The sequence below is a fragment of the Micromonospora sp. ZG13 genome, assembly GCF_059359355.1.
This window is the reverse complement of sequence record NZ_JCADBQ010000001.1, coordinates 299,881-313,076: the sequence shown is the minus strand read 5'-3', so window position 1 is coordinate 313,076 and position 13,196 is coordinate 299,881. Positions and strand designations below refer to the sequence as shown.

Here is a 13,196-nt window from a genome sequence, read left to right as displayed (position 1 = left end):
GGGAGAGGTGCACGAATCTGATGTTCGGACAACGAGGACGGCGCTGGGCGCGGATCGCCCTGGCGACCGTCGCCGGTGGCGCGCTGGCACTCGGCGCGGTGGCGCCGGCCGCCGCCGCCGACAAGACCGGCGTGGCCAAGTCGGTCAAGGGCAGCAACGTCACGCTCATGCTCAACGGGCAGCCGAAGAGCACCGGTGCGCTGGCGCTCAAGATCGATGGCAAGCTCGTCCCCGCCTTCTGCATCGACTACCACACCAACGTGGCGATCGACGGTAAGTACAAGGAGGGCACCTGGGACGAGTCCCAGGTGAAGAACCTCGGCAAGGTGCAGTGGGTGCTCACCCACGGCTACCCGAACGCCGACGCCGCCAAGCTGCTGGCCGCCGCCGGCGCCACCGCCCCGGCGAAGGCCGACGCCGACAAGCTGCTCTACTTCGGCACCCAGACCGCCATCTGGAACTTCAGCGACGGCGTCAAGCTGGGTGACTGGGTCGACAACTCGAAGCTGCTCGGCAAGAACCAGTACGACGTGGTCAAGAAGGTCCACGACTACCTGGTCGCCAACGCCACCGACCAGCCCGAGCCGAAGGCCGAGCTGAGCGTCGACCCGGCCAGCGCCAAGGCCACCGTCGGCGAGAAGGCCGGCCCCTTCACCGTCAAGGGCCCGGCGGGCGAGATCACCGTCGCGGTCGACGGCGGCTCGGCGGTCGACGCCGAGGGCAAGCCGGTCACCACGACCACCAACGGCGGGCAGTTCTGGCTGGTCGCCGACGGTGCCGGTGAGGTGAAGGTGACCGTTTCCGCCCAGGACTCGGTCTCCTTCGGCCGGGTGTTCCTCTTCACCGGCGAGCGCGCCGCGCAGAAGCTGATCCTCGGTGGCAGCACCGGCGCCACCGTGACCGCCAAGGCCGAGGCCGCGTTCACCGCCGCCCCGACCGAGTCGCCGTCGCCGAGCGCGCCGGCGGAGTCGCCGTCGCCCAGCGCCCCGGCGGAGTCGCCGTCGCCGAGCGCCCCGGTCGACAGCCCGGCCCCGTCGACCTCGCCCGCGAGCAGCGGCGGGGACCTGCCGCTGACCGGCTCCCCGATCGCCGCCTCGATCGCCGCCGGCGTGGCGCTGCTGGCCGCCGGCGCGGTCGCCGTGCTGCTGTTCCGCCGTCGCAAGCTGCGCTTCACGGCCTGATCGACACCCGTTCCACGGCCCCGGCCCCGGCACCGCCCGCGCGGTGTCGGGGCCGTCCGCTGTCCGGCCTACCCGGCGTGTCGGATCGCCGGGACCACCCACGGCTCCAGCCCCGCCGGAGGCGACCGCACCACGCTGATCGACGCCGCCATCGGCCGACTCCTGCGCGGTGACCGCGCCACGGCCCTCGGCCAGCGGTAGGGGATCGGCGCCGCCCTTCGCCGCGCGGGCGTCGTGCCGCAACCGTCGGGTCACCCTGGGTGACAGGCGGGTACGCGACGTCGATGGCCTCGTCCACCCAGGTGGCGATGGTGCCCGCACAGCCGGGGTCGGCATCCTCCGGATGGGCAAAAACGGCCAACGCCCGGACGGCGTCCGTGAGCGCCGGAGCGGGCGCGGGGAAGGTCACAGCCGCAGCCTCCACGCCCGGGCCGGCGCCCCCGCCGAACCGTGTCTTTCCTGCTCAGAGCGGTACGACCGGCGTAGATCATGATCTTTTTTCAAGTATCGGCAACGTGGCGACCAACTAACGGCTTGATAACGGCACCTTCACGGAACGGGCCGGTGGGTGTCACAGTGGCAGCACCTCACCCCTCATGTGAGGCACTCCGTACGGCCTGACGACCATGGGATCCGCCTGTTGACGGTGCTCCGTGGTGGTCTCGTGTGCGCGGTGCCGAGCGTCAAGGGCGGGGCGGCCCGGCGGATTCGTACAACATCTTGTCCCGAATTCTCTGCGGTGAAACCGGCTCCCGCGGTGCGGGCGCCGGACGTGTCACCCCCCAACGTGCGTGATACCCACGACGGAACCAGGTTCAGAAAGAGGAGGCCCCTCGGAATGAGAGTCTCGAAGCGGGCAAGCAGCGCGGTCGCGCTGGGCGCGGCGTTCGCGCTCGTCGCGTCCGGTTGCTCGAGCAGTGACAGCGACGGCGGCGACGCCGGCGCGAGCTCGGACGGCGCGATCACCATCGACGGCACGCAGCCGGAGGTCGGCCTGGTCCCGTCGAACACCACCGAGACCGGTGGTGGGGCGATCATCGACTGGATCTGGACCGGTCTGGTCGAGTACCCGAACGACGGCAGCGCCCCGCGCAACGCGGTCGCCGAGTCGATCGAGACGACCGACTCCAAGGTCTACACGATCAAGATCAAGAAGGACACGAAGTTCCACGACGGCACCGTCGTCAAGGCCAAGAACTTCGTGGACGCCTGGAACTGGGGCGCCTACTCGCCGAACGGCGCGCAGAACGGCAGCTTCTTCGGCGACATCCAGGGCTTCGCGGACGTCCACACCGAGGACCCGGACGGCGCCGAGGGCCCGCAGAAGGCCCCGGAGCCGAAGGCCAAGGAGATGTCCGGCCTGAAGGTCGTCGACGACTTCACCTTCGAGGTCACCCTCGCGGCGCCGACCGCCGTGTTCCCGACCAAGCTCGGCTACAGCACCTTCATGCCGCTGCCGGACGCGTTCTTCACCCAGGGCGCCGAGGCGTTCGGCAAGAAGCCGATCGGCAACGGCCCGATCAAGTTCGTGTCGTGGGAAGACGACGTCCAGATCAAGCTGACGCGCTTCGATGACTACTCCTTGAACGACAAGATGAAGATCAAGGACGTCAACATCAAGCTCTACCAGGACGACACGGCGGCGTACAACGACCTGCTCGCCGGCAACCTGGACTTCCAGCAGCAGGTTCCGGTCTCCGCGATCGCGGGCGACAAGTGGAAGACCGACCTGGCTGACCGGGCCATCCCCTCCACCACGCCGTCGACCGGCATCATCGCCTTCCCGATCTACGACAAGCGCTTCCAGAACCCGAAGCTGCGTCGGGCGATCTCGATGTCGATCAACCGCCAGGAGATCAGCGACAAGATCTTCTTCGGTTCGCGCAAGCCGGCCGACAGCTGGGCCAACCCGCTGACCCCGGGCGCCAAGGCGGGCAACTGCACCGCGTGCCAGTTCAACGTCGAGGAGGCCAAGAAGCTCCTCGCCGAGGCCGGTGGCTTCTCCGGCGAGCTGGTCATGTTCTACAACGCCGACGCCAGCCACAAGGAGTGGATGGAGGCCGTCGCGCAGCAGGTCAAGACGAACCTCGGCATCAACGCCCGCGCCGAGGGTGTCCCGACCTTCGCGGTGTTCCGCCAGAACATCAACGCCGGCAAGATGACCGGCATGTACCGCGCCGGCTGGCAGCAGGACTACCCGGACGTGGAGAACTGGGTCGGCCCGCTCTACGTGACCGGCGGTTCCTCGAACGACGGCAAGTACAGCAACCCGCAGGTCGACGCGCTGGCCAAGGAAGCCGCCTCCGCGCCGAGCCTGGAGGCCTCGCACGCCAAGTACGCCGAGGCGGTCGCCCTGATCGACCAGGACGTCCCCTCGATCCCGGTCTACTTCGGTGGTCAGCAGTCCGGCCACTCGGAGAAGATCAAGAAGCTCGAGCTCTCCAACGTCGGTGAACTCGACCTCACCTCGGTCGAGCTCTGATCCGAACGGTCTGACCCCGGGTCGGGCTCACCTACCGGTGAGCCCGACCCGGGCCGTTCCGTGAGGAGGTGTCACCACACTTCCTCGCCACGTCTGTCATCCCCGTGTCGGCCGTCCGACGCGCGCCCCCTGTCTGGAGGACCACCCCATGGGCCGTTATCTGTTGAGACGGCTGCTCCAACTCGTCCCGGTCTTCATCGGGACGACGTTCCTGATCTACTGGCTCGTGTGGTCGGTGCCCGGCGACCCGTTCGCCGGCAAGTGCGGCGAGCGACGCTGCCCCGACAGCTTCGTCAACCAGATGACCGAGAAGTTCAAGCTCGACGAGCCGCTGGTCGTGCAGTACGGCAACTACATGAAGAACCTGTTCCAAGGTGACTTCGGGCAGACGTTCAACAACCGGGACATCGGCGACATCATTGCCACGGCGTACCCGAACACCCTGAAGCTGGCGCTGGTCGCGCTGGCCATCGAGGCGGTCATCGGCCTCACCGCCGGTGTGCTGACGGGTCTGCGTCGCAACGGCTTCCTGGACAACCTGGTCCTGGTCTCCAGCCTCTTCCTGATCGCGCTGCCGATCTTCGTCATCGGCTTCGTGGCCCAGTGGCTGCTCGGCGTGCAGTGGGGCATCGTCAAGCCGACGGTCTCCAGCGAGATGCGGCTCTCCGAGCTGATCGTGCCCGGCTTCGTGCTGGGCAGCGCCTCGATGGCGTACATCGCCCGGTTGGCCCGCACGAGCATCGCGGAGAACCGCCGCGCCGACTACGTGCGCACCGCGATCGCCAAGGGCCTGCCGATGCGCCGGGTGGTCGGAATCCACCTGCTGCGCAACTCGCTCATCCCGGTGGTGACGCTGCTCGGCACCGACCTCGGCGCCCTGATGGGCGGCGCGATCGTCACCGAGGGCATCTTCCAGATCAACGGGATCGGCCGCCAGGTCTACCGCGCGATCGTCACCAAGGAGAGCGCTACCGTTGTCTCCATCGTGGTGGTCCTGGTGCTCGTCTACCTGGTGATGAACCTGCTGGTCGACCTGCTCTACGCCGCCCTGGACCCGAGGATCCGCTATGAGTGAGCGCAGCGAACGAATCATGATTGCAGCGTCCGCGGGCACGAGCGCCCGCGCCGAGCGGAGTGAGGTGCGGGCATGAGCGACCCGAGTTCCGCCTCGATCGTCAGCACGCCGCCCGCGCAGGCCCCCGACGAGATCGGGGCGCCGACCAACGCCGGCCTGCCGGAGAACGCCCGCAAGGAGAAGCCGCGCGGCCTGCTCGGCGACGCGTGGCGCGACCTGCGGCGCAAGCCGCTGTTCTGGATCTCCGCGACGTTCATCCTCGTCTTCATGCTGATGACCGCGTTCCCCTCGCTGTTCAGCTCCGGCGACCCGGAGAACGGCAACCTGCAGAACAGCCTGGTCGGCCCGTCGTCGGAGGCGTGGTTCGGCTACGACTTCCAGGGCCGCGACGTCTTCGCCCGGGTGATCTACGGCGCCCGCGCGTCCATCGTGGTGTCCCTGCTCTCCGTGCTCGGCGTGCTGCTCTTCGGTGGCGCGATGGGCATCGTCGCGGGCTACCGGGGCGGCTGGGTGGACGCGCTGCTCTCCCGCATCGCCGACGTCTTCTTCGGTCTGCCGTTCGTGCTGGGCGCCATCGTCATCCTGACCACCTTCAACGGGTCGGGCACGAGCAACAGCAAGGCCGAGATCATGGCCCTGGTGAGCATCTCGCTGATCGTGCTGGGCTGGCCGGTCGTGATGCGGCTGATGCGCTCCTCGGTGCTGGCCACCAAGGAGGCGGACTACATCGTCGCCGCCCGCGCGCTGGGCGCCGGCACCGGCCGGATCATCCTCAAGCACCTGCTGCCGAACTGCCTCGCGCCGCTGCTGGTCTACGGGACGATCCTGGTCGGCTCGTACATCGGCGCCGAGGCGACGCTGTCCTTCCTGGGCGTCGGCCTGAAGAGCCCGGTGGTCTCCTGGGGCATCATGATCAACGAGGCGCAGAACCTCCTGCGCGTGGCGCCTTACCTGCTCTTCTTCCCCGCCGCGTTCCTCGTCGCCGCCGTCCTGAGCTTCGTGATGCTCGGTGAGGCGGTCCGCGAGGCCCTCGATCCGAAACTCCGCTAGGGGAGATTCAGTTGTCCGACATTCTGGTGTCCGAGCAGTCCGCGGCCGGTGCGTCCGGCCGCCCCTCGGGCAGGTTGCTCGAGGTCGACGACCTCCGGGTGGAGTTCCGCACCCGGGACGGCATCGCCAAGGTCATCAACGGGGTCACGTACCACGTCGACGCGGGGGAGACCCTCGCCGTGCTCGGCGAATCCGGCTCCGGTAAGAGCGTCACCGCGCAGACCATCATGGGCATCCTCGACACGCCGCCCGGCTACGTCACCGGCGGCCAGGTCCGCTTCCACGGCAAGGACATGCTCGCCATGTCCTTCGAGGAGCGGCGCCGCATCCGCGGCGAGGGCATCGCGATGATCTTCCAGGACGCGCTCTCGGCGCTGAACCCGGTCTTCACCGTCGGGTTCCAGATCGCCGAGCAGTTCCGGGTGCGGCGCGGCATGAGCCGGGCCGACGCGAAGAAGCGCGCGATCGAGATGCTCGACCAGGTCAAGATCCCGAACGCCAAGGGGCGGTTCAGCAGCTACCCCCACCAGTTCTCGGGCGGTATGCGGCAGCGCGCGATGATCGCGATGTCGCTCGCCCTGGACCCGGAGGTGCTGATCGCGGACGAGCCGACCACCGCGCTCGACGTGACGGTGCAGGCGCAGATCATGGACCTGCTCGCCGAGCTCCAGCGTGAGCGGCAGATGGGCCTGATCCTGATCACCCACGACCTCGGCGTGGTCGCCGACGTCGCGGACCGGATCGCGGTGATGTACGCGGGCCGGATCGTCGAGGAAGCCGACGTCTACGACCTGTACGCCAAGCCGGCGCACCCGTACACGATCGGCCTGATCAACTCGATCCCGCGGCTCGACGAGAAGGGGCAGCAGCTCCGGACGATCAAGGGTCTCCCGCCGAACCTGATGAACATCCCGCCGGGCTGCCCGTTCAACCCGCGCTGCCCCATGGCGCAGCCGGTCTGCCGGGAGAAGGTCCCGCCGCTGCTGCAGGTCGGCTCCGGCCGGGCCAGCGCCTGCCACTTCGCCGAGGAGCTGGTGAACCGTGACTGAGAACATCCTCGAGGTCCGTGACCTGGTCAAGCACTATCCCGTGACCCGGGGCGTGGTGTTCAAGAAGACCATCGGTCACGTCAGGGCGGTCGACGGGGTCTCCTTCGAGCTCAAGGCCGGCGAGACCCTGGGTGTGGTCGGCGAGTCGGGCTGCGGCAAGTCGACGCTGGCCCGGGTGCTGATGAACCTGGAGAAGCCGACGGGTGGCAGCGTCCTCTACAAGGGCCAGGACATCTCCAAGCTGTCCGGCACGGCGCTGCGTCGGCTGCGCCGGCAGATCCAGCTGGTGATGCAGGACCCGTACACCTCGCTGAACCCGCGGATGACGGTCGGCGACCTGATCGGTGAGCCGTTCGAGATCCACCCGGAGGTGGCGCCCAAGGCCAGCCGCCGGGACAAGGTCAAGGAACTGCTCGACCTGGTGGGTCTGAACCCGGAGCACATCAACCGGTACCCGCACCAGTTCTCCGGCGGTCAGCGCCAGCGCATCGGCATCGCCCGGGCGCTCGCCCTGCGGCCCGAGATCATCGTCTGCGACGAGCCGGTGTCCGCCCTGGACGTGTCGATCCAGGCGCAGGTGATGAACCTGCTGGAGAAGCTCCAGGGCGAGTTCGGCCTGTCGTACGTGTTCATCGCGCACGACCTGTCGGTGGTCCGGCACCTGTCGGACCGGGTCGCGGTCATGTACCTCGGCAAGATCGCCGAGATCGGCACCGAGGACGAGATCTACGAGCGGCCGACCCACCCGTACACGCAGGCGCTGCTCTCGGCCGTGCCGGTGCCGGACCCGACCGTGCGGGACAACAAGGCGATCATCCGGCTCACCGGTGACGTGCCCTCGCCGGTGAGCCCGCCGTCGGGCTGCCGGTTCCGGACCCGCTGCTGGAAGGCGCAGGACATCTGCGCCGAGCAGGTCCCGCTGCTGGAGGTCCGCCCGAGCTCGGACCACCCGAGCGCCTGCCACTTCGCGGAGAAGCGCGAGATCGTGCAGACGCACGAGGTGTGAGCCCCACGGAACCGCCCGCCGACGTCACCGCGACGACGGCGGGCGGTTTCGTCGTTTCCGGGCACGGGCGACCCGCCCGGGCCCCACGGGGGCGCACGGCGGGCCGCTGCCGGCGTACGCCTCACAGGGGGCCGCGGCCGGCGCGCAGCAGCAGCAGCGCGAGCTGCGTGCCGTCGGCGCCGAGGGCGACCCGGAAGCGCTCCAGGATCTCCCGCTCCCGGGACAGCACCAGCCGGGTGCCGCCGGAGGCCATCCGCGTCACCCCGACCTCCTGGGAGAGCCGGGCCCGCTCCTGCCACAGCTCGATCAACGCCCGGTCGATCTCGTCGATCCGCTCCCGGATCTCGACGATCCGGGCGGCCGCGGCCGGCTCCGGGGTGCCGGTGCTCGCCTCCGGCCTGGCGTCGTCTGCGCCGTTCGGGCCGTCGGCCGGGGACCCGGAGGCACCCGGGCCGGGCCGGCCCGCCTCGGGTCGCGTCAGGCTGCCGTTGGACTCCACCACGTCTGTCATCATCGGGTACCCCTCGCCGTCAGGTGCCCGGTGCCCGGATCCCGGGACGGAGAAAGCCCCGGGCTTCCAGGAGCCCGGGGCTTTCTCGTAGGTCTTGTCGATCAGGCGCGACCTACGGCTGCCGGACTCCCGGTGCCGTAGTAAAAGTAGAAGCGCTGACCGAACACGTCGTCGAGTATGCCGACCCCGGCCCGGCCGGCGCAAGGATTCGGCGCAACCTGTGCCCGGACGGGCGGCCCCGGCGCCGTCGTGACGCCGGGACCGGCCGCGCCTCAGCCGAGGCGGGTGATCCGGTCGGCCGGCCCGGGGGCGACCGGGGCGCCGGCGCCCAGGTAGGCGATCAGCGCGTCGACGTCGAAGCCGGGAGCGGTGGTCCGCGCCGTGCCGGCCCGCAACTCGGTGAACCCGTCCCCGCCGTTGGCCAGGAAGTCGTTCGTGGTGACCCGGTAGCTGGCGGCGGGGTCGACCGGCGCGCCGTCGAACGCCAGGGCGCTGACCCGCGAGCCCGCCGGGGCGGTGCTGTCGTACGAGTAGGTCAGCCCGGCCGAGACCTGGAGGATGCGCTGGGTGGTCTGCCCGTTGAAGCCCACGAACTGCTGCTCCAGCACGTTGCGCAGTTGCGCGCCGGTGAGGGTCTGGGTGACCACCAGGTTGTTGAACGGCTGGACGGTGAACGCCTCGCCGTAGGTGACCTCACCCGGCGCCTCGCCCCCGGCCGAGGCCGCGTACGGCAGGGACGCCCGGATGCCGCCCGGGTTCATCAGCGCGATCTGCGCCCCGTTCGAGCGGGTGTACGCGAGCTGGGCGTCGGCGATGACGTCACCGAGCGGGCTCTCCCCGCTGGGGCGGGCGTCGCGGACGATGTCGGCCGAGATCCGGCCCACCACCCGGTTGGCGATGGGCGCAACGGCCGCCCGGTACTTGTCGGCCAGGGCCTTGGCGCCCGGGTCCACCAGGTCGGGGTTGCGCACGTAGGTGCCCGGGGTGCTCTGCTGCCAGGTGCCGTCCGGGTTGCGGACGCCGTTCTCGACGACCACGTTGCGGGCGGTGATCCCGGTGAACCGGCCGGTGCGCCGGTCCAGCGAGTAGTCGACGTCGGTGATCAACTGACCGTTGTTGCCGGCACTGGTGACCACGCTGGGGGCGCCCGAGGAGTTCGGCAGGGAGCAGGAGTAGAAGCGGTGGGTGTGGCCGGAGACGACCAGCCCGAACTCCGGCCGCAGGCCGCGGACGATGTCCACGATCGGGCCGGAGAAGTTGGCGCAGTCCGAGACGCCCGGGGTGGCCGGCGGCGGCGACTGGGCGCCGCCCTCGTGCACCAGCAGCACCATCGCCTTGACGCCGAAGAGCTTGAGCAGGCCGCCCCACTTGTTGGCGGTCGCCACCTCGTCGGTGAAGCGTACGGAGGCGATGCCGGCCGGGTTGACGATGCCCGGGGTGCCCTCCAGGGTCACGCCGACGAAGCCGACCGGCACGCCACCGACGAACCGCAGGTCCACCGGGGGCAGGATCGGCAGGCCGGTCTTCCTGCTCACGGTGTTGGCGGCCAGGTACGTGAACTTCGCGCCGGCGAAACCGTCGCCGTCCTGGCAGCCGTCGACCGGGTGGCAGCCACCCTTGTTGATCCGGATCAGCTCGTCGACGCCCTCGTCGAACTCGTGGTTGCCGACGCTGCTGACGTCCAGGCCGATCTCGTCCATCAGCTCGATGGTCGGCTCGTCGTGGAAGGCGGCGCTGACGAGCGGGGTGGCGCCGATCAGGTCGCCGGCCCCGACGGTGGTGGTGCTCCGCCCCTCGGCCCGGGCCTCGGCGCGCAGCTTCTTCAGCCAGGTGGCGAGGTACTCCACGCCTCCGGCGGGGGTGCCGTTGACCACCGCGCCGCTGCCGCCGGGCGGGTCGATGGCGCCGTGGAAGTCGTTGTAGCTCAGGAAGTTGCCCCTGACCTCGCCGCTGGTCGGGGCGGCGTAGGAGACCGAGACGGGGGTGAGGCCGGCCGTCTGGTCGGCGGCGGGGGCCGGCGCGGGCCGGGAAGCGGGGGACAGCGTGGCGACGACGGCCAACGCGAGGGTGGGCGCGGCGAGGTGGCGCAGCACCGCCCGACCGCGCGAACGCGGCTGAGTCATGGTCGTTCTCCCAGTCGTGTACGGGGGAGGAGCCGGATTTTCACCGTCATCGTTCTGCACGGGGGACGGCGGCACCAGACACGACAGGGTGACATCTTCGTCTCGACCGGATGAGTCGGGGGACGATTCCCTCCACCCCGCGCCTCGGCGGGCAGCCGGCGGCGACGCGGACCGGGCGGATCGACCGGCCGGGGAACGGCTCGGGCGAGCCGGGGTACGCGCGGCGGGGGAACTGTCCGCCCGGCGGCATAGACTCGCCGTGCGATGCATCCTCTCTTCGACATCCCCGCGTCCCCGCCCGCGCCGGCGCCCGCCCCGACCTCGCCGCACCGGCCCAGGTCGTCGGCCGTCCACCTCGACCCGCAGGCCCTGGTGGAGGGCCTGAACGGCCCGCAGCGCGACGCCGTCACCCATGCCGGCTCGCCGCTGCTGATCGTGGCCGGTGCGGGCTCGGGCAAGACCCGGGTGCTCACCCACCGGATCGCCTACCTGCTGGCCGCCCGGGACGTGCACCCCGGCGAGATCATCGCGATCACCTTCACCAACAAGGCCGCCGGCGAGATGAAGGAGCGCGTCGCCCACCTGGTGGGTCCCCGCGCCCGGCTGATGTGGGTGTCGACGTTCCACTCGGCGTGCGTACGCATCCTGCGCGCCGAGCACGAGCACGCCGGGCTGAAGTCGACCTTCTCGATCTACGACGCGGACGACTCCCGCCGACTCATGCAGATGGTCGCCAGGGAGCTGGACCTCGACCCGAAGCGCTATCCGGCGCGCGGGCTGGCCGCCCAGGTCTCCAACCTGAAGAACGAGCTGGTCGACCCCGAGGAGTTCGCGGGCCGCGCCAAGGGGCCCAACGAGCGGGCGCTGGCGGAGGCCTACACGCTCTACCAGCGGCGGCTGCGCGAGGCGCACGCGCTGGACTTCGACGACCTGATCATGACGACGGTGCACCTGCTCCAGTCCCACCCGCACGTCGCGGAGAGCTACCGCCGGCGGTTCCGGCACGTCCTGGTCGACGAATACCAGGACACCAACCACGCCCAGTACGTGCTGATCAAGGAGCTGGTCGCCGGCACGGAGGGGATCGAGCCAGCGGAGCTCTGCGTGGTCGGTGACGCCGACCAGTCGATCTACGCGTTCCGGGGCGCCACGATCCGCAACATCCTGGAGTTCGAGCGCGACTTCGGCGACGCCCGGACGATCCTGCTGGAGCAGAACTACCGCTCCACGCAGACCATCCTCAACGCGGCCAACGCGGTGATCGACCGCAACACGTCGCGCAAGCCGAAGCGGCTGTGGAGCGAGGCGGGCGCCGGCGAGCCGATCGTCGGCTACGTGGCCGACACCGAGCACGCCGAGGCCGACTGGGTGGCGCGCGAGATCGACCGGCTGGTCGACGCCGACGAGACCCGCCCCGGTGACGTGGCCGTCTTCTACCGCACCAACGCCCAGTCCCGGGTCTTCGAGGAGGTGTTCATCCGCGTCGGCCTGCCCTACAAGGTGGTCGGCGGGGTGCGCTTCTACGAGCGCAAGGAGGTCCGCGACGCGCTGGCCTACCTGCGCGCGGTGGTCAACGACGACGACACGGTCAGCCTGCGCCGGATCCTCAACACGCCGCGCCGTGGCATCGGCGACCGGGCCGAGGCGTGCGTGGAGGCGCTGTCCAGCCGCGACCGGGTCTCCTTCGGGGCGGCGCTGCGGCGGGCCAAGGACGCCCCGGGCATCTCCACTCGGGCGGCCAACGGCATCGCCGACTTCGTGGCCCTGCTCGACGGCGCCCGCGAGCTGGCCGAGACGGGCACCCCGGAGGAGGTGCTGGAGGCGCTGCTGACCCGCTCGGGCTACCTCACCGAGCTGGAGGAGAGCCTCGACCCGCAGGACGCGGGGCGGGTCGACAACCTCCAGGAGCTGGTCAGCGTCGCCCGGGAGTACACCGAGCGGATCGAGGCCCTCGGCGAGGAGGGGGAGCGGGCCACCCTGGCCGGCTTCCTGGAGCAGGTCGCGCTGGTCGCCGACGCCGACCAGGTGCCGACGGACGACCCCGACCACCAGGGCGTGGTCACGCTGATGACGCTGCACACCGCCAAGGGCCTGGAGTTCCCGGTGGTCTTCCTGACCGGCCTGGAGGACGGCGTCTTCCCGCACCTGCGCTCGCTGGGCGACAGCCGGGAGCTGGAGGAGGAGCGCCGGCTGGCGTACGTCGGCATCACCCGGGCCCGCCAGCGTCTCTACCTCTCCCGGGCGGTCACCCGCTCGGCGTGGGGGCAGCCGGCCTACAACCCGCCGTCGCGCTTCCTGGAGGAGCTGCCGCCGGAGCTGGTGCGCTGGGAGCGCACCGAGGGTTCGTACACCTCGTGGGCCGGCGGGGGCGGCGGCGTGGGTGGCCGCGCGGACCGGGTGCCCGGCGGGCGCGGGGGCTTCAACGGCGGCACTCCCAAGGCCGCGCAGTTGGCGAAGCGGCTGGGGGTCGACGCCAGCCGCCTCACCACGGCGAGCGAGCTGCCGCAGGGGCCGAAGGTCGCCGTGGGCGACCGGGTCAACCACCAGCGCTACGGCCTGGGCCGGGTGCTCGCCGTCGAGGGGCACGGCCCGGGCGCGCGGGCGCAGATCGACTTCGGCGACCAGACGATGTGGCTGGTGCTCCGGCACGCCCCGATCGACAAGCTCTGAGACGCGCCGCGGCCCGGCCCGGCAGCACGCCGGACCGGGCCGTCCCGGT

Annotated in this window: 9 protein-coding genes; 7 read left to right on the top strand and 2 right to left on the bottom strand. The window is 70.5% G+C overall.

What is annotated here, in order from left to right; all coding sequences use genetic code 11:
* Positions 1–20: 20 nt before the first annotated feature.
* The 6 genes from AC5L34_RS01440 (at position 21) to AC5L34_RS01415 (ending at position 7,843) form a co-directional block, all read left to right on the top strand.
* Positions 21–1,181, top strand: a complete 1,161-nt coding sequence (locus AC5L34_RS01440; RefSeq protein WP_441175575.1) for a thioester domain-containing protein — start codon at positions 21–23, stop codon at positions 1,179–1,181.
* Positions 1,182–2,019: 838 nt separating this feature from the next.
* Positions 2,020–3,663, top strand: a complete 1,644-nt coding sequence (locus AC5L34_RS01435) for a peptide ABC transporter substrate-binding protein (RefSeq protein WP_441175576.1) — start codon at positions 2,020–2,022, stop codon at positions 3,661–3,663.
* Between the two features lie 148 nt (positions 3,664–3,811).
* Complete coding sequence (locus tag AC5L34_RS01430) at positions 3,812–4,738, top strand: ABC transporter permease (RefSeq protein WP_441175577.1); 927 nt, start codon at positions 3,812–3,814, stop codon at positions 4,736–4,738.
* A gap of 72 nt (positions 4,739–4,810) precedes the next feature.
* On the top strand, positions 4,811–5,788 hold the full coding sequence (locus tag AC5L34_RS01425) for an ABC transporter permease (RefSeq protein WP_357660506.1): 978 nt from the start codon (positions 4,811–4,813) through the stop codon (positions 5,786–5,788).
* 26 nt (positions 5,789–5,814) lie between these two features.
* Positions 5,815–6,837 carry an ABC transporter ATP-binding protein gene (locus AC5L34_RS01420; protein WP_357660633.1) on the top strand — a complete coding sequence of 341 codons (1,023 nt, stop codon included), beginning with the start codon at positions 5,815–5,817 and terminating at the stop codon, positions 6,835–6,837.
* Entirely contained in the window at positions 6,830–7,843 is a 1,014-nt protein-coding gene (locus AC5L34_RS01415; protein WP_494823667.1) for an ABC transporter ATP-binding protein, read from the top strand. Before AC5L34_RS01420 ends, AC5L34_RS01415 begins: the two co-directional genes overlap by 8 nt.
* 121 nt (positions 7,844–7,964) lie before the next feature.
* Here AC5L34_RS01415 and AC5L34_RS01410 read toward each other — a convergent pair whose 3' ends face one another.
* Both AC5L34_RS01410 and AC5L34_RS01405 read right to left on the bottom strand, forming a co-directional pair.
* A complete protein-coding gene (locus AC5L34_RS01410) occupies positions 7,965–8,357 on the bottom strand; it encodes a chorismate mutase (protein WP_494823666.1) in 393 nt (130 codons plus the stop codon).
* A gap of 269 nt (positions 8,358–8,626) precedes the next feature.
* Positions 8,627–10,477, bottom strand: a complete 1,851-nt coding sequence (locus AC5L34_RS01405) for a bifunctional metallophosphatase/5'-nucleotidase (protein ID WP_494823665.1) — start codon at positions 10,475–10,477, stop codon at positions 8,627–8,629.
* 264 nt (positions 10,478–10,741) lie between these two features.
* Here AC5L34_RS01405 and pcrA point away from each other — a divergent pair, with 264 nt between their 5' ends.
* Positions 10,742–13,147 carry a DNA helicase PcrA gene (gene pcrA, locus AC5L34_RS01400; protein WP_494823664.1) on the top strand — a complete coding sequence of 802 codons (2,406 nt, stop codon included), beginning with the start codon at positions 10,742–10,744 and terminating at the stop codon, positions 13,145–13,147.
* Positions 13,148–13,196 lie beyond the last annotated feature (49 nt).

Coding starts and splice junctions, on each gene's coding strand:
- AC5L34_RS01440 (WP_441175575.1), top strand. CDS start 21: ATGTTCGGACAACGAGGACGGCGCTGGGCGCGGATCGCCCTGGCGACC.
- AC5L34_RS01430 (WP_441175577.1), top strand. CDS start 3,812: ATGGGCCGTTATCTGTTGAGACGGCTGCTCCAACTCGTCCCGGTCTTC.
- pcrA (WP_494823664.1), top strand. CDS start 10,742: ATGCATCCTCTCTTCGACATCCCCGCGTCCCCGCCCGCGCCGGCGCCC.
- AC5L34_RS01405 (WP_494823665.1), bottom strand. CDS start 10,477: ATGACTCAGCCGCGTTCGCGCGGTCGGGCGGTGCTGCGCCACCTCGCC.
- AC5L34_RS01410 (WP_494823666.1), bottom strand. CDS start 8,357: ATGATGACAGACGTGGTGGAGTCCAACGGCAGCCTGACGCGACCCGAG.
- AC5L34_RS01425 (WP_357660506.1), top strand. CDS start 4,811: ATGAGCGACCCGAGTTCCGCCTCGATCGTCAGCACGCCGCCCGCGCAG.
- AC5L34_RS01435 (WP_441175576.1), top strand. CDS start 2,020: ATGAGAGTCTCGAAGCGGGCAAGCAGCGCGGTCGCGCTGGGCGCGGCG.